Here is a 20,371-nt window from a genome sequence, read left to right on the forward strand (position 1 = left end):
AAAGGTTGTATTAATTACAGTCGCGCTGCACAGTCTTTCTCGTATTAAGGGTGCGTTAACCAAGTTTCGACATGGTGCACCCGATTATTAGGAGAATTCGGTGTGCACACAGGTTCCGCACGCATTGATGGTCCCATTGGACTATCCGCTTTGGCGTTTACTGCAATCATCTCAGTCTCTTTGGCGGGCTGGATCACCGAGCCGAAGGTAACCTTGTTTGGGTATTTATGCGGTGGCGCGATAGGTCTAACCGCCATTTTTATGTTTATTCGGAGCACTATGAGGCGGTATGCGCAACGTCGGACTTTGGCGGCAATAGAGCCAATTGTAGCGTCAAACACCGAACCGACGTGGGTGATTGGGATGGACGGTTCGATTTTGTTGTCGAACGGCGCCGCGCGATCAATCGACTTTCCCCAGATATTTGCGAGCCCTAAAGCGACGATTTTGCGTTTCAATGCTGAGGCTCGGCAGTTTGGGCGCGCTCACCACAACTTTCAACTCAAAGGCGAAGGTGCGCAGCTTTCAGTGACGTCGCTGCACGAGAACGTTTTCCTGTGGGCCCTTTCGACAGATTGCGGCGTTCAAAAGCCTGATCAACCAAATCGGACCGAAGATGACCACGACAGTCTAGCCGATATTGGTGAACTCGACGCGCTGCCTGTACCGATCCTCAAGGTCGCTCAAACCGGAGAAATCCTGTTCGCCAACCAAGAAGCCCGCACGTTGCTAGGTGGGCAGATCACCAATGGTACGCGGCTGTCCGATCGGCTTGAAGGGTTAGGGCGCCCGATTACGGATTGGCTGGGTGATGTGGCGGCATCGCGCAGCCTCAACACCCGTGAATTCCTGCGCGGCAAGGGCGATAGGCAGGATTTCTTTGTGCAAGTTGCCCTGCACCCAACGGGGCGAGAGCCTGATAGTCCGTTGATTGCAGTTCTGAACGACATGACAGAATTCAAATCGCTCGAAGCGCAGTTTGTTCAGAGCCAAAAGATGCAAGCCATCGGTCAGTTGGCGGGCGGTGTTGCGCATGACTTTAATAACCTTTTAACTGCAATTTCAGGACACTGCGAGTTACTCCTCATGCGACATCGTGAGGGCGATACGGATTTCTGCGATCTAAATCAGATCAAGGAAAACACCACCCGCGCGGCGCGACTGGTGTCGCAACTCCTCGCGTTTTCGCGCAAACAGACGCTGCTCCCCGAGGTCTTTGATCTGTCAGGTGTCCTCTCGAATATGACGCAATTGCTGGATCGTCTGGTCGGTGAACGGATCAGGTTGGTCTTGTCCCAAGAGGACAATCTCTACCCCATTCGAGCCGATAAACGTCAGCTTGAACAGGTTATCATGAACCTTGTTGTGAACGCTCGGGATGCGATGCCGGGTGGCGGGGATATTCGGGTTGAAAGCCAGAACGTGACGCTGGCAGAGCGCCTTGAGCGAGATCACGCGCGTCTGCCGGCTGGTAACTACGTGCTGATCAAGGTGATCGATGAAGGTCATGGTATTCCGTCAGAAAAGATCGGAAAGATATTTGAGCCTTTCTATTCGACCAAGAAACCTGGCGAAGGCACGGGGCTAGGGCTTTCGACGGCATATGGGATTGTGAAGCAATCTGGTGGGTTCATTTTCGTTGAAAGCGAACCTGACGTAGGATCTATTTTCTCGCTCTATTTTCCCCATTTCGATGGGGCGGTGACTGACACGCACAACCCCCAAGTCACTGAAAAGCCAACGATTACCCCTCGAAAGGGCGTCGTTTTGTTGGTCGAAGACGAAGCACCGGTGCGCGCCTTTGCGACGCGTGCCTTGCAGATGAAAGGGCTGACCGTGATGGAGGCCGAAAGTGGTGAGGAAGCCCTGACGCTACTCGAAGACCCAGAATTGGTCGTTGATGTCTTTGTCTCAGACGTTGTGATGCCCGGAAAAGATGGACCAACGTGGGTCAAAGAGGCGCGTAAAATGCGCCCTAAGACCCGCGTTGTGTTCGTCTCTGGCTACGCCGAAGATGCCTTTACTGACCATCTCGCTGACGTTGGGCCATCGGTATTTCTGACGAAACCGTTTTCTCTGGCTGATCTCACGCGCACCGTCGAGGCAGAGCTCGCCGCGCGTTAACCGAAGTGTGAAACGAGGTGTGCAGCACAGCCTGTGAGCGCAGCATAGTCGTCTTCGATCACGTGGACAGTGAAGTTGCTCATAAAGCCCGCAAAGCGACCTTTGTCGCGGAACGCCGTGTCGAACCCGAACTGATCAAGGTAGGGTTTGAACGCCCGCGCCACACCACCGGACAGATAAACACCGCCAAAGGGAAGGTGGATCAGCGACAAGTTACCAGCCACGGTGCCCAAAATGCGGGTAAACTGCTGGGCTGCCGCAATGGCGCGAGGATCACTGCCATCGGCACAGGCCGTCATGATTTCAGCGGCGCTCTTTTCGACAGGGGTGCCGTCTTCTTGACCCAGCCACATGTAAACGCGCTCTAGACCACGACCAGAGAGCACGTCCTCGACCGCGGGGAAGCCGTGTGCGTTGGAGACGAAGTTGCAAAGCCGCAATTCGGCGTCGGTGCGAATGGGTAGGTTCGCGTGACCAGCCTCTGACGGGGTGACTAGTCGACCTGCCTCGGTTTCAAATACTGGCGCACAGTTAAACCCAGTGCCTACGCCGATCACGAGTTTTGCAGCGTGTTCATTGCCTTTGGCACCATCCAAAACAATTGGAACATTGGCGTCGTCGATATATCCAATTGCATGACCTTGGGCCTGCAAGTCATTCAGAATGGCTACATTTTCGGCCTGAGTGGCGCGCGTAAGAGTCGGCTTATCGATCGTCCAATCGAGGTTGGTCATCGTCGCTTTTCCATCGCGAACGGGACCAGCGACAGCGACACAAGCGGCCTTGGGATCGACGCCATTTTCGTCTTTGACGTATTGGCGGATCACCGTTTCTAGTCCTGGAAATTCGGCATTCGAATAACGGCGGATCGTTTCGGGCAGGATTGTTCGACCATCAGCCAATGCCACGCGGGTATTGGTGCCGCCAATGTCAGCGACGAGTGAAAGCGTATCAACCGGATGAGCCATAGGGCACCTTTTCTAAGACGAGATATGAGCGACTGCGTTCCCGCGTGCGCTGCTTTTAGTGTTCAAAGCGATTAGGCTGCAAGTTTGAATTAAGCCCGAACCAGTGCGGGACCTGTGGACTGACCCAAAACCAATTCGGCTTCAAAGAGGACAGTTTCAGGATCGCGGGTCGGATCATTGATCATTTGCAGCAGGATTTCGGCAGACTTTCGGCCAGCCTCACGAACAGAGGATCGCGTGGCTGTAAAGATTGGCACATCACCGCCGTTCCGTAGGTAGGACAACACGTCGTCGTGTGTGACGACAGACACGTCCTTGCCCATGATCAATCCGCGTTCTTCAATTGCGCGACGGACACCCAAAGCGCAGATCATTGAGGACACGAGGAAAGCCGTCGGTGGGTTGGGCTGGCCGAGCAGGGTCGCCGTCGTGTCATGCGCGAAAAGTTCGGTCATTTCGTGGCTACACATCAAAATCGGGTCGGGGGTCAGTCCGCGATTGTAATGCGCGGCCTCATACCCCTCGCGACGACGGAAGGCGAAATCCATCCTCTCAAGGCCATTTATCAAAGCAATTCGACGATGGCCGAGATCTAGCAAAAGTTCGGTGGCACGCTCAAACGCACGGCGGTTATTCATGTCGACCCAAGAGTAAGGATCGACCGCATTAGTGGCGCGACCGTGCACGACGAATGGGAGGCCGATCTTTTTCAGCAGAGGAATACGGGGTTCATCCATCAGGGGGCCGTGGACCACAACGCCATCGACGGAGCCGCGAGATTTGATCTGACGGTAGGCGGCTTCCTCGTTGTTATCCTCAACGAGGGTCAGAACCATGTCGTAGCCTTCACGAGAATAAACCTCACCAGCGCCTGCGATAAAATCGCCGAAGACTGGGTTCACCATCTCATGCTTTGTCGACACAGGGATCACGTGACCAATCGCCATTGTGCGACCCGTCGCTAGGCTGCGGGCACGTGTGTTGGGGCGGTAGTTATGTTCTTCTGCAGCGCGGCGAACCTTTTCGCGCGTTTCTTCGGAAACCTCGGGGTAGCCGTTCAATGCGCGACTCACCGTGGTTTGGCTCAATCCGAGTTTCGTGGACAGCTCTTTGAGGTTCATTCGGTTTCCAAAGCGGTTTTAAATTTCAAAGCTCAGACTATCTGCGCCGCTTATTAACGTCAATTTAATGTGTATTTATTAATTTTCTGCAGGTGCGAAGGTGATTTTGGGTGTGTTAGCGCTATATTGGTGAATCATTGACAGTGCCTTTTGAATGAGGCAATCGTTACACCAATCAAACCGCTTTGGATAAATTTGATAGGCGGACTTGATCACATTCAAATCGTCGAGAGGCGGACTTGGGAGGAGAAACCATGAAGAAATTTTACACCGGTGCTGCAGTTATCGCGCTGACCGCCACGATGGCGCACGCAGATGCACACTTGATTTTCGCTGAGGGCGAGGGCGCGTTCAGCTGGGATAGCTACGCAGACTTCGCTGCTGGCCACGACTACGCAGGTCAGACCGTGACCATCTCTGGTCCGTGGATGTCGCCAGAAGCTGACTACTTCAACAACATGGTTGCATACTTTGAAGCAGCGACCGGCGCAGACGTATCTTACGTTGGCTCTGACAGCTTTGAACAGCAGATCGTAATCGACGTTGAAGCAGGCGCTGCACCGAACCTCGCAGTATTCCCGCAGCCGGGTCTTGCCGCTTCGCTCGCAAGCCAAGGCAAACTGTCCCCGCTCGGTGCTGATGCACGTCAGTGGGTTCTGGACAACTACGCTGCTGGTCAGTCGTGGGTTGACCTCGGCACCTATGACAATGCTGGTGCTGGCGACGACTTCTTTGGCTTCTTCTTCAACGTGAACCTGAAGTCGCTCGTTTGGTACGTCCCTGAGAACTTCGAAGATGCTGGCTACGAAGTGCCAACCTCGATGGAAGAACTCAAAGCACTGACCGATCAGATCGTTGCTGACGGTGGCACCCCGTGGTGTATCGGTCTGGGTTCGGGCGCAGCGACTGGCTGGCCGGCAACTGACTGGGTCGAAGACCTGATGCTCCGCACGCAGCCTGCATCCGTTTATGACGCATGGACCACCAACGAACTGCCATTCAACTCGCCTGAAGTTATCGGTGCAATTGAAGAGTTCGGCGCATTCGCGAAGAACGACGCATATGTTGCTGGCGGCGCTGGCGCTGTAGCAACCACCGACTTCCGTGATAGCCCGAAAGGCCTGTTCGACGCTCCGCCGGCTTGCTACATGCACCGTCAGGCTTCGTTCATTCCGGCGTTCTTCCCAGAAGGCACCGAAGTGGGCACCGATGCTGACTTCTTCTACTTCCCGTCCTACGCAGACAAAGACCTCGGCAACCCAGTTCTGGGCGGCGGTACTCTGATGGCTGTAACCAACGCATCTGATGCGACCGCTGGCTTCATGGAATTCCTTCAGACCCCGTTTGCACAAGAAGTCATGATGGCTCAGGGTGGCTTCCTCACACCGCACCTCGGCGTGAACAACGATGCATATGCATCGGCAGCGCTGAAATCGCAGGGCGAGATCCTTCAGGGCGCAACCACCTTCCGCTTTGACGGTTCCGACCTGATGCCGGGCGCTGTTGGCGCAGGTTCGTTCTGGACTGGCATGGTTGACTACGTTGGCGGCGCTTCCGCAGAAGACGTAGCGAACGCGATCCAGACGTCTTGGGACGCAATTAAGTAATCATCACTAGATGATCTATGGGGCAACCTTTGCGTAAGGTTGCCCCTATTTTCTACCGCTCAGGGGAGGGGCTGCCATGAGTCCGGCGTTACAGGGTTTAATCACCATTTTTATCGGCGTTGGCGGCTGTTTGGCCTATTTCTACGGCTCGAACATCTTTCTCGATAAGGTTCTTTTTCCAGCCAAAGGCATTCACGCAGGGCGCAATATCAACCGCGCGAATATGGTGCGTCCATGGCTGTTTCTGATGCCCGCGCTCTTGGCGCTGGGGCTCTACCTTGCTTATCCCGTGGTCGAAACCTTCCGTTTGTCGCTGAGCGAACGCCTACCGGGCGGGGCCTCCCAATACGTTGGTTTTGACAACTATCGTCGCATGTTCGCTGAAGATAAATTCTGGGAAGCGATGAGCAACAACCTTCTTTGGCTCCTCATCGTGCCTGCCGCGGCGACCGCGCTGGGGCTGTTGGTTGCGCAACTGACCGACCGCATCAAATGGGGCAGCTTTGCAAAATCCCTGATCTTTATGCCGATGGCGATTTCCTTCGTTGGTGCGGCTGTGATCTTTAAATTGATCTATGACGCACGTCCTGCGGATCAGAACCAAATCGGTATCTTGAACGCGCTTTGGCTGCAGTTCGATGGCGGTTTCGGGTCTGTGCTCATCCTTCGAGTTCTTCCCGCCCTGATGTTCGCTGGTTTCGCCGCTGTTGTTGGCTATGCAGCCTACCTTGTCGGTCGTCCGATTGTGAAACCTGCTGCGCATGTTGTGGAAGGGATTGCCCTCAAACTCCTGCGTGTCGTCGGTGCCGTTCTGCTGGCTTGGGTTGCTGTTCTATCGGCGCTCAACGTGGTTGATAGTGCGACCCTCGCGATGCCTTATGGTGAACAGCAAACGTGGCTGACCATTCCGTTCTGGAACAACTTCTTCTTGATGGTTGTGCTGATCTGGATCCAGACGGGCTTTGCCATGGTGATCCTCTCGGCGGCGCTTCGTGGTATTCCCGAAGATACGATTGAGGCCGCGATCATCGACGGCGCAAACCCGTTCCAGATCTTCTTTAAGATCAAAGTTCCACAAATCATGAACACGATTGTCGTGGTTTGGACGACCATCACCATCGTTGTGCTGAAGGTGTTCGATATCGTCTTCGCCATGACGAACGGTCAGTGGGAGACGCAGGTCCTCGCCAACTACATGTATGACAAACTCTTCCGCTCGAATGACTGGGGTGTCGGGTCGGCCTCTGCGATGATCATTATGCTGCTGGTCACACCGATCCTCGTTTGGAACGTCTATAATGCTCGCAAGGAGATGCGCTGATGGACAACATCGCAGGCACCAAATCCTCGCTCAACTGGGCGGTCCATATTTCAGTCGTTCTACTCGTTGTTCTGTGGATTTTCCCGACTGTTGGTCTGTTTGTTTCGTCCTTCCGTACGGCAGATCAGATTTCGACCTCTGGTTGGTGGAAAGCTCTATTCCCTAGCGAACAGAGCTTGACGCTCCGTGCGGCAGACCCAGATGATTTCGCCGTTCAGCAGGCGGACGGAACTTGGGTCGTATCGGGGAACCTTTTTGAGGGTGGAACTGAGGCAGAGATTTCCCGTTGGGGATCGTCGTCCCGCGAAATTTCCGCTTATGCGGTGGGTGAAACTGCTGATTTAGGTGATGGCGAGAGCTTTGCGGTCGAGGCGAACGGGGACTACGTTTGGTCCTCTGTGGATCAACCTTCGGGCCGTGGTCAGCGCGTCTTTGTGACGGCTGTGACGCCCCCTGAATTCACATTGGAAAACTATGACACCGTTCTGGGTCAAGGCGTAGTTCAATCGCTGCTGGTCTATATCGTAGCTGCAGTCGTCGTGGGGACAGTAGCTGGATTTTCCGCCCGTTCGCTACGTCCCGATCACACGCGGTCGGCGGTTATCGTGTTCGGGTTTTGTACTCTGATCCTGTTGTCGGTCATTTTTGGTCTCGGCACGGGGCAGGGTGGCGGACAAGCCAGTGATGACATGGCAAAGGCGTTCTTTAACACGCTTACCGTGACCATCCCCGCAACGATCATCCCGATCACCATCGCGGCATTCGCGGCCTATGCGCTAGCTTGGATGGATTTCCCTGGGCGAGCCCTCTTGATCGCAGCAATCGTGGGTCTACTGGTCGTGCCGCTACAGCTTGCGCTTATCCCGCTCTTGCGTCTGCACCTCGAGATTGGGATCGGCAAAGGGTATCTGGGCGTTTGGTTGGCCCACACGGGCTTTGGTATGCCTCTCGCGATCTATCTGCTGCGGAACTACATGGCTGGCCTTCCGCGGGATATCATTGAAAACGCTCGTGTAGACGGTGCGACCGATTTCCAGATCTTTACCCGTATCATCCTACCACTTTCGTTCCCTGCGCTCGCATCCTTCGCGATCTTCCAGTTCTTGTGGACATGGAACGACCTGCTCGTGGCTCTCGTGTTCCTGATCGATAGCTCAGGCAACACCACTGTTATGACGCGCCAAATCGTAGAGCTCTTGGGCACACGCGGCGGCAACTGGGAAATTCTTGCGACGGCGGCCTTTGTGTCGATCTCTGTGCCGCTGATCGTCTTCTTTGCTATGCAAAAATACCTCGTGCGAGGCCTCCTCGCCGGGTCCGTGAAATAAGGACTACTGAAATGAGCAAGGCACCTATTGTGTCGAACACGCAGGACAAAGACTGGTGGCGTGGGGCCGTTATTTACCAGATTTATCCCCGCAGCTATCAAGACAGCAACGGCGATGGCATTGGCGATCTCTTGGGCATCGTCCAGCGTTTGCCCTACATCGCGTCGCTCGGCGTTGATGCGATCTGGATTTCGCCGTTCTTTACGTCCCCGATGAAAGACTTCGGTTATGACGTGTCAGACTATTGCGACGTTGATCCGATGTTCGGATCGCTCGCTGATTTTGATGCGGTGATTGAGACCGCGCATAGCCTCGGCATTCGCGTGATGATCGACCTTGTTCTGTCGCATACTTCGGATGTCCACCCGTGGTTCGTCGAGAGCCGCCAGAGCCGCGATAATGATAAGGCCGATTGGTATGTCTGGTCTGACCCGAAACCAGATGGCACCGCGCCGAACAACTGGTTGTCGATCTTCGGTGGGTCCGCGTGGCAGTGGGATGCGCGTCGCGAGCAATATTATCTGCACAACTTCCTTGTGTCGCAGCCCGACCTGAACTTCCACAATCCAAAGGTTCAAGAGGCGCTTTTGGACGTGGGTCGGTTCTGGCTGAACCGTGGCGTCGATGGTTTCCGCCTCGACACCATTAACTTCTACATGCACGATGAGCAGCTTCGCGATAACCCGCCGCTGCCCAAAGAGATGCGGAATGCGACCATCGCGCCGTCGGTGAATCCGTATAACCACCAAGAGCACCTTTACGATAAGAACCACCCGAAGAACCTTGATTTCCTTCGTAAACTTCGCGCCGTGATGGAGCCGTTTGGCGCCGCTGCGGTTGGCGAAGTCGGTGATGCACAGCGTGGTCTAGAGATCATGGGGCAATACACCCGTGGCGATGATGCCATGCAGATGTGCTACGCGTTTGAACTGCTGTCTGGCGCACGTCCGACGGCGCAGTCTGTGGCTGACGTTTTGGCGAAAGTCGACGAAGTTGCCGCTGACGGCTGGGCCTGCTGGGCCTATTCGAACCACGACGTTGTACGCCACGTCACCCGTTGGGGCCTGACACCTGCTGCATCCCGTCTGTTCACAACGATGATGATGTGTCTGCGCGGTTCGGTTTGTATCTATCAGGGCGAAGAGCTGGGTCTGCCAGAGGCTGATGTTGCATTTGAAGATCTGCAAGATCCCTATGGCATCGAATTCTGGCCCGAGTTCAAAGGCCGTGACGGTTGCCGGACGCCGATGGTATGGGAGCAGGATAATGCCAGCGGTGGTTTCACCAATGGTAAACCGTGGCTTCCGGTGTCCAGCGAACACCTCGGCCTGTCGGTTGAGCCGCAGGAAAAAGATCCGGCAGGCTTGATCCATCACTACCGCAAAGCGATCGCATTCCGTCACGCTCATGAAGCGTTGAAATCTGGCGCGTCGACACCACTCGAAGTGAACGGCGATATCGTCAGCTTTACACGATCTGCGGGTGACACGACGATCTATTGCGCGTTCAATATGAGCGACACGCCGTCTGATTTGGCAGCCCCGTCTGGGGAATGGTTGCCAATTGGTGGCGAACTGGGTGGTGCTCATGTTGCACCCGATGGCGCGCTGCACTTGGGGCCTTGGCAGCCCTATATCGCGCTCAAGCGGACCTAAGGGGAGGGGAAACACATGGCCGATCTCAAACTTACGGATGTTGCCAAGGTCTATGGTGGCGGCGTTGAGGTTCTAAAGAACATCAACCTCGACATCAAAGAAGGCGAGCTAATCGTTTTCGTAGGCCCTTCTGGCTGCGGGAAATCCACGCTTCTTCGTATGATCGCAGGTCTGGAAAAGATCAGCGGGGGCACGTTGGAAATCGGTGGTCAGGTCGTGAACGACATTCCGCCCGCACAGCGCGGGATCGCCATGGTGTTCCAATCTTACGCGCTCTATCCGCATATGACGGTGCGCGATAACATGTCCTTTGCGCTGAAAATCGCAAAGAAATCTGCGGAAGAGATTGATGCGGCTGTGAATAAGGCTGCGAAAATCCTTCAGTTGGAGCCGTATCTTGATCGCCTGCCCAAGGCGCTCTCGGGCGGTCAGCGTCAGCGTGTCGCCATCGGTCGCGCGATTGTTCGCGACCCGCAGGTGTATCTCTTTGACGAACCGCTCTCGAACCTCGATGCGGCGCTGCGCGTGGCAACACGGATTGAGATCGCTCAGTTGAAAGAGGCGATGCCTGAGTCGACCATGATCTACGTGACCCACGATCAGGTCGAAGCGATGACCCTCGCGTCGCGTATCGTTGTTCTCGCGAACAAAGGGATTGCGCAAGTTGGTACGCCGCTCGAACTCTATGAGCGGCCAGAAAACGAATTTGTGGCGCAGTTCATCGGCTCTCCTGCCATGAACCTGTTGGCTGGCGAAATTGTTGGAACGGGTGCGCAGACAACAGTGAAACTGGCAACGGGCGGAACGGCTGTCTCTTCGGTTCCAACCAGCACAGCGGATATGGGGCTCAAGGTGAATATCGGTGTCCGTCCAGAGGACATGGTTCCCTGCGAAGACTGCGATGCTATCTACACGGGCAAGGTCGATATTCTCGAAGCTCTGGGCGAGGTTACCTTGCTCTATTTCGAAAAGAATGGTGCCGCTGATACTGTTATCGGCAAACTTCCCGGTATTCATGCGGATATGCGTGGACAAACGGTTAGCCTACGGGCGGTGCCTGAAAAGGTGCAGATCTTCCACAACGGAAAATCGCTCTACTACCGCTAAACGAAAAACGGGCCCGCGAGGGCCCGTTTCTTTTGGGTGTGTTCCCAGAGGATTAGCCGCGACGGCGACCACCGCGACGACGGCCGTCGCCTTCAGCGCCAGCAGCCGACGGAGGCTTGTTAAAGCGGATCCAGTCACCACCGTGCGGATCGTTGTTGGTCAGCAGGTTCGCTGCGCGGATTGCTTCCATCTCTTTACCAGGACGCGATTGGGTCGAGCCCAGACCAGTCAACTGGCAGAAGGTTTCCAGATCGATGTCATCAGGAACGATGATGCCAGCGGCAGCCAGTTCCAGTTTCTTTTCTTCGATCTTCGATGCCGCGACAGGCAGGGCGCATGGGTTCATGATCGCAGAGGTCATGCCTGCACCCATAGCCATCGGCAGGAACGCGTTGTTGATGCCGTGACGGTTCGGCAGACCGAACGAGATGTTCGATGCGCCACATGTGGTGTTCACGCCCAGTTCTTCACGCAGACGACGGACGAGGGCGAATACTTGGTTACCAGCGGTCGCCATAGCACCGATCGGCATAACGAGCGGGTCAACAACGATGTCGTAAGCAGGGATGCCGAAATCAGCAGCGCGCTGAACGATTTTCTTTGCCACTTCGAAACGAACGTCTGGGTCTTCGGAGATACCAGTGTCATCGTTCGAGATCGCAACAACAGGAACGTTGTATTTCTTAACCAGCGGCAGAACGAATTCCAGACGCTCTTCTTCGCCCGTAACCGAGTTCAAAAGCGGACGGCCTTTTGCAGCCTGCAGACCCGCTTCGAGAGCAGCAGGAACCGAGGAGTCGATGCAGATCGGGCAATCGGTCAAGCCCTGAACCAGTTCGATCATTTTGACCATGAGCGGCGGCTCTGTCTCGTTCGGGTTCGGGTTGGAGTTGTAGACAACGCCAGCGTTGATATCGAGGATGTTCGCACCAGCAGCAACCTGTGCCAGAGCGTCCTTTTCAACGGTCGAGAAATCGCCTGCTTCCAGTTCAGCAGCCAGTTTCTTGCGGCCCGTAGGGTTAATCCGTTCACCAATCACGCAGAACGGCTGGTCAAAGCCGATAATGGCGGTTTTCGATGCGGATTCGACGATAGTGCGGGTCATACTGACTGTCCTTAGGCTTGATTTACGGGGGTGGCAGCGTCGCCACCATTTTTGATTGCCCATTCGGCGTTGGTTTTAATGCCACCGAGCGGGAAGAAGTGAACCTGTTCAATGTTGAAATCAGGGTTCGCAGCTTTGTGGGCAGCGAGTTCTTCGAGGATTTCATTAGGCTCATAGGGCAGGACCAGTTTGGTCACATCCATCGCGCGCTTCTGAAGAACACGCAGCGACGGGCCAACGCCACATGCGATAGCGAATTTGATCAGGGTCTGGAGCTTTGCCGGACCTGCGATGCCGATGTGGATCGGAATATCTACGCCAGCAGCCTTAAGCGCGTTTGCCCATTCGATCACGGGTTGTGCCTCAAAGCAGAACTGGGTTGCCATCGCGATTTTCGCGTCGGTGGTTTCCGAGAATTTCTGTTTCCAGCGCAGGGCGTCCATGACGTTTTTGTCCGACCCATCGGGGTCAATGTCGCGGTTGCCTTCGGGGTGACCTGCGACGTGCAGACGTTTGAACCCTGCGCGGTCAAAAATCCCAGTCTCAAGAAGCTGCATCGACGAGTGGAATTCGCCAACAGGCTGATCAACGCCACCAGCAAGGATGAGACCTTGGTTCACGCCAGCTTCAGAGGAATAGCGGTTCACCCAATCTTCGAGCGTTGCTGCGTCTTTGATGATGCGGGCAGGGAAGTGTGGCATCGGGTCAAAGCCCTCGTCGCGCAGGCGGGCAGCGGTCGCCACCATGTCTTCGATCGGTGTGCCATCGATATGTGCGATGTAAACGCGGGTGCCAGCGGGCAGCAGGTCGCGGAAGTTATCAACCTTTTCTGCGGTGCGCGGCATCACTTCGATCGAGTAACCTTGGAGGAATGCTTCCAGATCAGCATTGGCCGTGGTCACATTTTCTTTTTTACGCATAAACGGAAGCAGTGCCATCATGGCCTCCTTAAAAGAGCGGTTGGTCACGCGTGACCTTTGTTTTCGATCAGCGCCTTTAGACGCTCTGGTGTGTATTCGGCATCGAGACGGGCAGCTTCAGCATTTGCGACCTCTGCATCGTCACCTTCGACAGAGTAGGACTCTGCCTTGCGCCATTCGGAGAGGTAATCATCAGTTCCCGCCATATCCGCTTTCATAGCGGCGCGGTCGATCGCTTGTTCAAACCGTTCGGGCAATTGCACTTTGTGTCCGCGACGGCCTTTGCCGACGATGACCTGTGCTGGGATATCCCGCCAGTAAACGATAGTGACATCTGCCATTTGTGATTCCCTGTTCTTCTTAGCTTCCTTCATACGCTCGGCATTTTCCGACACGAGGTCGGTTTTCGACATGCTGCCACTTTCCTGCGACTAGGTTTCGTCCAGAGAGGCTTGCGCGGCGCCGCGCGGGGGCATAGGTTGGAGGTAACTTGAAATGGAGGGCGTATCCTATGGCGCCCAAGCGTCCCCGTGGTGCGGGCGCGTTCCCGAAGGCGGTAGAGACCCCCGCGCCTGTAATGCCTGATCCGGCCTCGCTTTATGCTGCGCTGGATTTGGGTACAAATAGCTGTCGCATGCTGATTGCCCAACCTAAGGGCAGCCAGTTTCATGTGATTGACAGCTTTTCGAAGTCGGTCCAGCTGGGCTACGGGCTTGAAAGTTCAGGCCGGCTAGGTCGTGGGTCGATGAACCGCACGATTGCGGCATTGCGGATCTGCAAACAAAAGCTACAGCGCCATAAGGTCGGCCATATGCGGCTGGTCGCGACAGAGGCGTGTCGGCGCGCGAAAAACGGTAAGCAGTTTATCAATCAGATCAGACGCGAAACGGGTCTGCGGCTGGAGATTATCAGCCCAGAGGAAGAAGCGCGTTTAGCGGTTATCTCCTGTGCGCCGCTCGTCAGCACCAAAACCGAACAGTTGTTGGTTGTTGATATCGGCGGCGGCTCGACCGAGCTTGTTTGGATCGACCTCACGAACGTGCCGCATCGCGAACGCCCTGGTGCGATCATGCGGCTTCATCGTGGCTTTGTGCAGGACCCTGGTCCGTTTGCGGCGGCGAAAGTCGTCGATTGGATTTCGGTGCCATTAGGCGTCGCGACCCTGCGCGATCAGTTCGAGGACGTAGAGGACGACGCGGCGCGGTTCGCGCTGATGAGTTGGTTCTTTGAAGAACAACTGTCGAAATTCAGCCCCTATACCGCCGAACAAACCCGCGAAGGGTTCCAGATCGTTGGCACCAGCGGCACTGTCACGACCGTGGCGGCCAGCCATTTGGGGCTGAAACGCTATGATCGGACCAAGGTCGATGGGCTTCGGATGACCAGCGATCAGATTGATGCTGTCATTCGGGACTACCTATCGCTTGGCCCTGATGGGCGCCGCAATGACCCGAGGATCGGTCGCGATCGTCAGGCCTTGATTATGTCGGGGTCGGCTATCCTTCAGGCCCTTATGCGGATTTGGCCGACGGATCGTCTGTCGGTCGCGGACCGTGGTCTGCGCGAGGGTCTGCTTTATGCACAAATGAGCGCGGATGGCGTGCTTGAGGATACTCCGTTTTAGGGGTAGAGGAACGCTCTGCTAAGATCGGACTGGAAGAATGGCTAAGAAACCCGGGACCAAAAATACCAGTGGACGCGGACAGCGTGACCTTTTCGTTAAGGTGAAAACCGCCCGTGGTCGCAAGACCTCGTCGACCCGTTGGTTGCAGCGGCAGTTGAACGATCCTTACGTGAAACGTGCGCAGGCCGAAGGCTATCGCGGTCGCGCGGCGTTCAAAATCCTCGAACTCGACGACAAATATCGGTTCCTCGTTCCGGGGGCTCGGATCGTTGACCTTGGCTGTGCACCGGGTGGCTGGATGCAAGTTGCGGTGAAGCGTGTGAATGCGCTGGGAGAAAAGCAGGGCAAGCGGATAGGGACCGTTTTGGGCGTCGACCTTCAAGAGGTTGAACCGCTGGCGGGTGCTGAAATTCACCAGCTCGATTTCCTGTCCGACGATGCAGACCTTTTGGTTAAAGAGTGGCTGGGCGGTGAAGCGGATGTTGTGATGTCGGACATGGCTGCTGCGTCCTCTGGTCACAAACAAACCGACCACCTTCGCATTATCGCGCTGTGTGAAGCAGCCGCTTATTTCGCGTTCGACGTTCTCGCACCCGGCGGCACCTTTGTTGCCAAAGTCCTTGCTGGTGGGGCGGAAGGCGAGTTGATGAAAACGCTGAAAAAGAACTTCAAATCGGTCGCGAACATCAAACCGCCATCGTCACGCGCGGATAGTTCTGAAAAATTCGTGGTCGCACGCGGTTATAAGGGACGAAATGGCGACTTTGACGCCGATCTGAACGACGAAGAAGAATAAGAGAAGGGGCCAGATGGCCCCTTTTTCATGTGCGCGGCAGGGTCCAATTCGGACGCGGGAAATGGCAGGTGTAGCCATTCGGGTGCCGCTCTAGATAATCCTGATGTTCAGGTTCGGCTTCCCAGAAGTCACCAACAGGTTCAACCTCGGTCACGACCTTTGCGGGCCAAATGCCTGATGCATCCACATCTGCAATCGTGCGCAGTGCTTCGGCCTTTTGATCTTCATCGACATAGTAAATCGCCGAACGATACGACAACCCAATGTCATTGCCCTGACGGTTCTTTGTCGTCGGGTCATGAATTTGGAAAAAGAACTCCAGCAGGGCGCGATAGCTCGTCTGGGTATCATCAAAGATGATCTCGATCCCCTCGGCATGGGTGCCGTGGTTGCGATAGGTCGCGTTCGGCACGTCACCGCCCGTATAACCGACACGTGTCCGCAATACGCCCGTTTGTCGGCGGATCAAATCTTGCATCCCCCAGAAACATCCACCTGCAAGGACCGCACGTTGCTCAGCCATCAAATTTCCTCCACTTGATCAATGAACGCGCCATAACCTTCGGCTTCCATATCGTCACGATGGATAAAGCGTAACGCAGCGGAATTGATGCAATAGCGTAGGCCACCGCGATCGCGCGGTCCGTCTGGGAATACGTGCCCCAAGTGGCTGTCGCCATATTTCGACCGAACCTCGGTGCGGACCATCCCATGCGACACGTCCGTAAGTTCGACCAGATGGTCGCTGACAATCGGTTTCACAAATGATGGCCAGCCGCAGCCCGATTCATATTTCGCGGATGAGGCAAAGAGAGGTTCGCCCGAAACCACGTCGACGTACAGACCTGGCTCCTTGTTGGAGAGGTATTTCCCCGTGCCCGGACGTTCAGTGCCGGATTCTTGGGTCACATAATATTGTTCGGGATCGAGCGCTTCGATCACCTCGGGTCGGCGTTCATACTGTGTCATGTCACCTCCTAATTTGAAGCTACGATATGGCGTGTCTTGCGTCGAAATCAAAGGAAGGTTGTCGATGATGTGATCGGTCCCGAAGTGGGCTGACGGAACTGCCGATCGGTGATAATCTAAAACGGTAAGATTTGGGGGTGAATTATGCTGAAGGTTGTAGCGGCGTCTTTGATGGTGGTTGGGGCTTTTTCGACCGCAGGTCATGGTCAGGGAAGTGATCGTTCCGTTGACGTTGAATTTGCAGCGGGAACGACAGGGACCGTAATTTCGGATCGGATTGTTGGGCGAGAAGCGGTTTTGTACCATCTTGGCGCCGAAGCTGGGCAAGTGATGGATCTCTCGCTTCAATCGTCGAACGCGGCCACCTATTTCAACGTTTATGCACCGGGGGCAGGTCCAGGTGATGCGGCGCTTGCCGTCAGTAGTTTGACCAGCGACAGCGTACCAGACCTCAACCAGTTTAGCGCCACCTTACCAGTTTCGGGTGACTATACGGTTATGGTCTATCTGTATCGCGCAGCCGCGCGACGCGACGAGGTTGCAGAGTATACGTTGGACATATCGATCACTGGTAATCCACAGGGTATTGTCCAAAATGACTATGTTGATGGGTTGATGGGCGGGCCTGATTTTTGGGCTGTTGTCGCTAGTGGCGGTTTGAACCTGCGCACGGGGCCTAGCCAAAGTGCAAACAAAGTTGCGGCCTTGCACACTGACGATGTCGTTCGAAACTTGGGGTGCCGCATGGCAGAAGCGCAACGCTGGTGTCAGGTCCAAACCGTCACAGAGCCAACCTTGACCGGATGGGTTGCAGGACGTTTTCTAGCCGAGGCTGCAGAACCCGCATGTTAAAGCGCCAATGAAACGCGAAACGCGCCCGAGTGGGGCGCGTTTTCGTGAGTGGTCGTGTTTGGATTTTTATGGCGGAGAGACAGGGATTCGAACCCTGGGAACCCGTGAAGGCTCAACGGTTTTCGAGACCGCCCCGTTCGACCACTCCGGCACCTCTCCGCGATGAAGGGGCGTTTAATGTGACTTCGAATGGCGTGCAATAGCAATTTCACAAAAATCTTTTGCAAAGATCGATCAACTGACTGCGATGGCAATTGGAACATGCATGGAGGGCCTATATGTAAAGGCACAACAGAAGGGTGTCTCATGCGCGCTAAGTCGTTTGTTTTCGTGTCCTGCCTTACGGCGATCACTGGTCCTGCCATGGCAGAGCAGTCACAAAGTGCCGAACGCGCCTTGTTTGAGGCTTTGATGCAGCCTGACGTGATTGCGATTATGTCGGCAGAGGGTATCGATTACGCAGGTCAAATCGCGGACGAAATGCTGATGGGGCATGTGAGTGATCATTGGTCGACCGTGATTTCACAACTCTATGACACGCAACAGATGGAAGAAGCCGCGTTTGCCGCCTTTGAACGGTCGCTTGCAGGGCAAGACGTGGATGCGATGTTGACGTTTTATGCAACTGATCCGGGTCGCCAATCGGTGCTTCTAGAGGTTGATGCGCGCCGAGCGGTGTCTGATCCCGATATTTTGGACGCGGCGACGGCGGCAGCGATTGATGCCCATGGCACCCCTCGTTTCGACCAAATCACGGCATATATCGAAGTCAATGACCTGATTGAGAAGAACATCAGCGCCGCGTTGAACGACAACTACGCGTTCATGCTAGGGCTATACGATGGCGGGGCAATGGACGGGCAAACGTCGCCTGAGAGTTTGATATCAGATGTCTGGGCCCAAGAAGCCGAATTGCGGTCCAGCACCTCTGAATGGGTCTATGGGTTTATGAACATGGCCTACCAACCGCTGTCTGATGCGGATTTGGACACGTTGATCGCGTTTTCCCAGACCGAGGCAGGGCAGGGCGTGAATAGAGCCCTTTTCGATGCCTATTCGGCCTTATATGAAGAGATCAGCAGAACCCTCGGCCTTCAGGTCGCACAAATGATGATGGTTTCTGAACTGTAGCTTGACTTTCCATAGTGTTCTGACGATAAGCCCGCATCCGGGGCGGATTCTGCCCTGGTTTTTGATTCAATACAGCCCAAAACAGGGCGCGCAGTTCACGGGCGGCATAGCCAGCAACACGAAAGTGGCCCCAGCGACGCGGTAGATGAAGGAAGATACTATGTTTGCGGTTCTCAAAACCGGCGGCAAGCAGTACAAAGTTGCTTCGGGCGACGTTCTGCGTGTCGAAAAACTGGCAGCCGATGCAGGCGAAAAAATCCAGTTCAACGAAATTCTGATGGTTGGTTCGACTGTTGGCGCGCCCTTCGTGGCAGGCGCTGCTGTTCAGGCAGAAGTCATCGACCAGATCAAAGGCGACAAGGTTATCAACTTTGTTAAGCGTCGTCGTAAGCACTCGTCGAAGCGTACCGTTGGTCACCGTCAGCAACTGACCCTCGTTCGCATCACCGACATCCTTGAGTCGGGTGCAGACAAATCGGGCGTCAAAGCTGCAATCGGTGCTGGTTCTGCTCCGAAAGCTTCGGCACCTGCTGCTGCTCCGAAAGCTGCAAAGGCCGCTCCGGCTGCCGCTGCTGCTGGCGCAGACGACCTGACCGCAATCACCGGCGTTGGTCCGGCTGCTGCTAAGAAACTGAACGAAGCTGGTATCACCACCTACGCTCAGCTGGCTGCTGTTGACGCTGCATCGTTCGAGGCTGTTAAAGTGAAACCCGAGTGGGTTGAGCAAGCCAAAGAACTGGCTAAGTAATTTAGGCATAGGAGAGACACATGGCACACAAAAAAGCAGGCGGTTCCTCCCGTAACGGTCGCGACTCCGCGGGTCGTCGCCTTGGTGTAAAAAAATTCGGTGGTGAAGTTGTCGTAGCAGGCAACATCATCGTTCGTCAGCGCGGCACTAAAATGTGGGCTGGCGAAGGCGTTGGTATGGGTAAAGACCACACCCTCTTTGCAACCGCAAACGGCAACGTGAAGTTCTACACCGGTCTTAAGGGCCGCACCTTTGTAAAGGTTCTCCCAGTGGCGGAGGCCGCTGAGTAAACCGATACCTTAAAGGTTTGATATTTAGGGGGATCGGGTTTTCCGGTCCCCCTTTATTATTTAGTGATTGTTATTAAGTCATTGTTGGGGTGAGGAAGAGGAGCCAAAACCCGACTCGGTTTCTAGGAGGAAGCCAACGATGTTAGATCAAGTGACACCACAGCCCACCATTCAGGCTGACCGTTTCGTTTTGCGCCCGCTGCGCAAATCGGATGCTGGTTTGATCAGCATGTATGCCGCTGATGATCGTGTCGCGCGTGGAACGCGGTCGATCCCACATCCGCTGCCACCCGGCACGACTGAGGCGTTTATTGGCCGTTCGACCAAAGCTGATCGCACCGAAGACGTGTGGGTCATTGATGGTAAGGCGACCGACCTGGGCGAAATGCTCGGTATTGTGAGCCTCGAACGTATGGACCGTGGGCAGAGCGAGATCTTCTTTTGGGTCGCGCCTGCGTTTTGGGGCACGGGCATCGCGTCTGGCGCTGTCAAAGCCCTGATTGACGCAAACCCACATGGTGCCAAAACACTCTTCGCGGAAGTGTTCCAAGATAACCTTGGCTCTGCGCGTGTTCTGACGAATTGCGGTTTCACCTACCTTGGTGACGCCGAAGCCTATTCTGTCGCTCGTAAGTCCACTGTGCCCACTTGGACCTATACGCTTAAAATCAACAGCTAAAGGGGGCGGCTTTCGGGCTCCCTCTT

Annotated in this window: 20 protein-coding genes, 1 tRNA gene and 1 pseudogene; 13 read left to right on the plus strand and 9 right to left on the minus strand. The window is 55.2% G+C overall.

The window, feature by feature from the left end:
• Positions 1-44 precede the first annotated feature (44 nt).
• Positions 45-458 (minus strand): hypothetical protein, encoded by a 414-nt coding sequence (locus AC07ED_RS06360; protein ID WP_245918147.1) that lies wholly within the window; start codon positions 456-458, stop codon positions 45-47.
• 190 nt (positions 459-648) lie between these two features.
• Here AC07ED_RS06360 and AC07ED_RS06365 point away from each other — a divergent pair.
• Positions 649-2,124: pseudogene (locus tag AC07ED_RS06365) on the plus strand (ATP-binding protein); the annotation flags it as partial.
• Here AC07ED_RS06365 and AC07ED_RS06370 read toward each other — a convergent pair.
• A complete protein-coding gene (locus tag AC07ED_RS06370) occupies positions 2,121-3,092 on the minus strand; it encodes a glucokinase (RefSeq protein WP_105235031.1) in 972 nt (323 codons plus the stop codon). The pseudogene AC07ED_RS06365 and the gene AC07ED_RS06370 overlap by 4 nt on opposite strands.
• Positions 3,093-3,181: 89 nt before the next feature.
• Complete coding sequence (locus tag AC07ED_RS06375; protein WP_105235032.1) at positions 3,182-4,213, minus strand: LacI family DNA-binding transcriptional regulator; 1,032 nt, start codon at positions 4,211-4,213, stop codon at positions 3,182-3,184.
• A 254-nt stretch (positions 4,214-4,467) separates the two neighbouring features.
• Between AC07ED_RS06375 and AC07ED_RS06380 the strand changes: the two genes are divergently transcribed.
• The 5 genes from AC07ED_RS06380 (at position 4,468) to AC07ED_RS06400 (ending at position 11,231) form a co-directional block, all read left to right on the plus strand.
• Complete coding sequence (locus tag AC07ED_RS06380) at positions 4,468-5,820, plus strand: ABC transporter substrate-binding protein (protein ID WP_105235033.1); 1,353 nt, start codon at positions 4,468-4,470, stop codon at positions 5,818-5,820.
• 76 nt (positions 5,821-5,896) lie between these two features.
• Entirely contained in the window at positions 5,897-7,141 is a 1,245-nt protein-coding gene (locus AC07ED_RS06385; protein WP_105235034.1) for a carbohydrate ABC transporter permease, read from the plus strand.
• Complete coding sequence (locus tag AC07ED_RS06390) at positions 7,141-8,469, plus strand: carbohydrate ABC transporter permease (protein WP_245918148.1); 1,329 nt, start codon at positions 7,141-7,143, stop codon at positions 8,467-8,469. Before AC07ED_RS06385 ends, AC07ED_RS06390 begins: the two co-directional genes overlap by 1 nt.
• 11 nt (positions 8,470-8,480) lie before the next feature.
• The gene (locus tag AC07ED_RS06395) at positions 8,481-10,124 is read left to right on the plus strand and encodes an alpha-glucosidase (RefSeq protein ID WP_105235035.1); all 1,644 of its coding nucleotides are present in this window, start codon (positions 8,481-8,483) and stop codon (positions 10,122-10,124) included.
• 15 nt (positions 10,125-10,139) lie between these two features.
• Positions 10,140-11,231 carry an ABC transporter ATP-binding protein gene (locus AC07ED_RS06400; protein WP_105235036.1) on the plus strand — a complete coding sequence of 364 codons (1,092 nt, stop codon included), beginning with the start codon at positions 10,140-10,142 and terminating at the stop codon, positions 11,229-11,231.
• 52 nt (positions 11,232-11,283) lie between these two features.
• On the opposite strand, the gene AC07ED_RS06405 is transcribed toward AC07ED_RS06400, so the two are convergent.
• From AC07ED_RS06405 to AC07ED_RS06415, 3 genes are read right to left on the minus strand one after another with little or no spacing between them, the layout of a single operon-like run.
• Positions 11,284-12,336, minus strand: coding sequence for a methyltetrahydrofolate cobalamin methyltransferase (locus tag AC07ED_RS06405; protein WP_105235037.1), 1,053 nt, complete (start codon positions 12,334-12,336; stop codon positions 11,284-11,286).
• Positions 12,337-12,347: 11 nt separating this feature from the next.
• Positions 12,348-13,274: a methylenetetrahydrofolate reductase gene (locus AC07ED_RS06410; RefSeq protein ID WP_105235038.1), complete on the minus strand. Its 927-nt coding sequence runs from the start codon at positions 13,272-13,274 to the stop codon at positions 12,348-12,350.
• 26 nt (positions 13,275-13,300) lie between these two features.
• Positions 13,301-13,597 carry a virulence factor gene (locus AC07ED_RS06415; protein WP_105236345.1) on the minus strand — a complete coding sequence of 99 codons (297 nt, stop codon included), beginning with the start codon at positions 13,595-13,597 and terminating at the stop codon, positions 13,301-13,303.
• A 170-nt stretch (positions 13,598-13,767) separates the two neighbouring features.
• Between AC07ED_RS06415 and AC07ED_RS06420 the strand changes: the two genes are divergently transcribed.
• Both AC07ED_RS06420 and AC07ED_RS06425 read left to right on the plus strand, forming a co-directional pair.
• Positions 13,768-14,880, plus strand: a complete 1,113-nt coding sequence (locus AC07ED_RS06420) for a Ppx/GppA phosphatase family protein (RefSeq protein ID WP_105235039.1) — start codon at positions 13,768-13,770, stop codon at positions 14,878-14,880.
• Between the two features lie 37 nt (positions 14,881-14,917).
• A complete protein-coding gene (locus AC07ED_RS06425) occupies positions 14,918-15,676 on the plus strand; it encodes an RlmE family RNA methyltransferase (protein ID WP_105235040.1) in 759 nt (252 codons plus the stop codon).
• A gap of 25 nt (positions 15,677-15,701) precedes the next feature.
• On the opposite strand, the gene msrA is transcribed toward AC07ED_RS06425, so the two are convergent.
• Positions 15,702-16,199, minus strand: a complete 498-nt coding sequence (gene msrA / locus AC07ED_RS06430; RefSeq protein ID WP_105235041.1) for a peptide-methionine (S)-S-oxide reductase MsrA — start codon at positions 16,197-16,199, stop codon at positions 15,702-15,704.
• A complete protein-coding gene (gene msrB, locus AC07ED_RS06435) occupies positions 16,199-16,645 on the minus strand; it encodes a peptide-methionine (R)-S-oxide reductase MsrB (protein WP_105235042.1) in 447 nt (148 codons plus the stop codon). The genes msrA and msrB overlap by 1 nt, the downstream gene beginning before the upstream one ends.
• A 144-nt stretch (positions 16,646-16,789) precedes the next feature.
• Here msrB and AC07ED_RS06440 point away from each other — a divergent pair, with 144 nt between their 5' ends.
• A complete protein-coding gene (locus AC07ED_RS06440; protein ID WP_105235043.1) occupies positions 16,790-17,497 on the plus strand; it encodes an SH3 domain-containing protein in 708 nt (235 codons plus the stop codon).
• A 69-nt stretch (positions 17,498-17,566) separates the two neighbouring features.
• On the opposite strand, the gene AC07ED_RS06445 is transcribed toward AC07ED_RS06440, so the two are convergent.
• Positions 17,567-17,656 (minus strand) — tRNA-Ser (locus tag AC07ED_RS06445).
• A 147-nt stretch (positions 17,657-17,803) separates the two neighbouring features.
• On the opposite strand from AC07ED_RS06445, the gene AC07ED_RS06450 reads away from it, so the two are divergent.
• From AC07ED_RS06450 to AC07ED_RS06465, 4 genes are all read left to right on the plus strand, one after another.
• Positions 17,804-18,628 carry a DUF2059 domain-containing protein gene (locus tag AC07ED_RS06450; RefSeq protein WP_105235044.1) on the plus strand — a complete coding sequence of 275 codons (825 nt, stop codon included), beginning with the start codon at positions 17,804-17,806 and terminating at the stop codon, positions 18,626-18,628.
• 160 nt (positions 18,629-18,788) lie between these two features.
• Entirely contained in the window at positions 18,789-19,376 is a 588-nt protein-coding gene (locus AC07ED_RS06455; RefSeq protein ID WP_105235045.1) for a 50S ribosomal protein L21, read from the plus strand.
• A 20-nt stretch (positions 19,377-19,396) separates the two neighbouring features.
• A complete protein-coding gene (rpmA, locus tag AC07ED_RS06460; RefSeq protein WP_067545143.1) occupies positions 19,397-19,666 on the plus strand; it encodes a 50S ribosomal protein L27 in 270 nt (89 codons plus the stop codon).
• A 139-nt stretch (positions 19,667-19,805) separates the two neighbouring features.
• Complete coding sequence (locus AC07ED_RS06465; protein ID WP_105235046.1) at positions 19,806-20,345, plus strand: GNAT family N-acetyltransferase; 540 nt, start codon at positions 19,806-19,808, stop codon at positions 20,343-20,345.
• The last annotated feature ends 26 nt before the right edge of the window (positions 20,346-20,371 follow it).

Source organism: Aestuarium zhoushanense, assembly GCF_056431045.1.

What these genes read in the sequence shown, in the direction of transcription:
- AC07ED_RS06410 (WP_105235038.1), bottom strand. Translation starts at nt 13,274, where the DNA reads ATGGCACTGCTTCCGTTTATGCGTAAAAAAGAAAATGTGACCACGGCC.
- AC07ED_RS06455 (WP_105235045.1), top strand. Translation starts at nt 18,789, where the DNA reads ATGTTTGCGGTTCTCAAAACCGGCGGCAAGCAGTACAAAGTTGCTTCG.
- AC07ED_RS06450 (WP_105235044.1), top strand. Translation starts at nt 17,804, where the DNA reads ATGCGCGCTAAGTCGTTTGTTTTCGTGTCCTGCCTTACGGCGATCACT.
- AC07ED_RS06420 (WP_105235039.1), top strand. Translation starts at nt 13,768, where the DNA reads ATGGCGCCCAAGCGTCCCCGTGGTGCGGGCGCGTTCCCGAAGGCGGTA.
- AC07ED_RS06385 (WP_105235034.1), top strand. Translation starts at nt 5,897, where the DNA reads ATGAGTCCGGCGTTACAGGGTTTAATCACCATTTTTATCGGCGTTGGC.
- AC07ED_RS06465 (WP_105235046.1), top strand. Translation starts at nt 19,806, where the DNA reads ATGTTAGATCAAGTGACACCACAGCCCACCATTCAGGCTGACCGTTTC.
- AC07ED_RS06440 (WP_105235043.1), top strand. Translation starts at nt 16,790, where the DNA reads ATGCTGAAGGTTGTAGCGGCGTCTTTGATGGTGGTTGGGGCTTTTTCG.
- AC07ED_RS06400 (WP_105235036.1), top strand. Translation starts at nt 10,140, where the DNA reads ATGGCCGATCTCAAACTTACGGATGTTGCCAAGGTCTATGGTGGCGGC.
- msrB (WP_105235042.1), bottom strand. Translation starts at nt 16,645, where the DNA reads ATGACACAGTATGAACGCCGACCCGAGGTGATCGAAGCGCTCGATCCC.
- AC07ED_RS06380 (WP_105235033.1), top strand. Translation starts at nt 4,468, where the DNA reads ATGAAGAAATTTTACACCGGTGCTGCAGTTATCGCGCTGACCGCCACG.
- AC07ED_RS06425 (WP_105235040.1), top strand. Translation starts at nt 14,918, where the DNA reads ATGGCTAAGAAACCCGGGACCAAAAATACCAGTGGACGCGGACAGCGT.
- msrA (WP_105235041.1), bottom strand. Translation starts at nt 16,199, where the DNA reads ATGGCTGAGCAACGTGCGGTCCTTGCAGGTGGATGTTTCTGGGGGATG.
- AC07ED_RS06415 (WP_105236345.1), bottom strand. Translation starts at nt 13,597, where the DNA reads ATGGCAGATGTCACTATCGTTTACTGGCGGGATATCCCAGCACAGGTC.
- AC07ED_RS06370 (WP_105235031.1), bottom strand. Translation starts at nt 3,092, where the DNA reads ATGGCTCATCCGGTTGATACGCTTTCACTCGTCGCTGACATTGGCGGC.
- AC07ED_RS06390 (WP_245918148.1), top strand. Translation starts at nt 7,141, where the DNA reads ATGGACAACATCGCAGGCACCAAATCCTCGCTCAACTGGGCGGTCCAT.
- AC07ED_RS06405 (WP_105235037.1), bottom strand. Translation starts at nt 12,336, where the DNA reads ATGACCCGCACTATCGTCGAATCCGCATCGAAAACCGCCATTATCGGC.
- AC07ED_RS06375 (WP_105235032.1), bottom strand. Translation starts at nt 4,213, where the DNA reads ATGAACCTCAAAGAGCTGTCCACGAAACTCGGATTGAGCCAAACCACG.
- AC07ED_RS06395 (WP_105235035.1), top strand. Translation starts at nt 8,481, where the DNA reads ATGAGCAAGGCACCTATTGTGTCGAACACGCAGGACAAAGACTGGTGG.
- rpmA (WP_067545143.1), top strand. Translation starts at nt 19,397, where the DNA reads ATGGCACACAAAAAAGCAGGCGGTTCCTCCCGTAACGGTCGCGACTCC.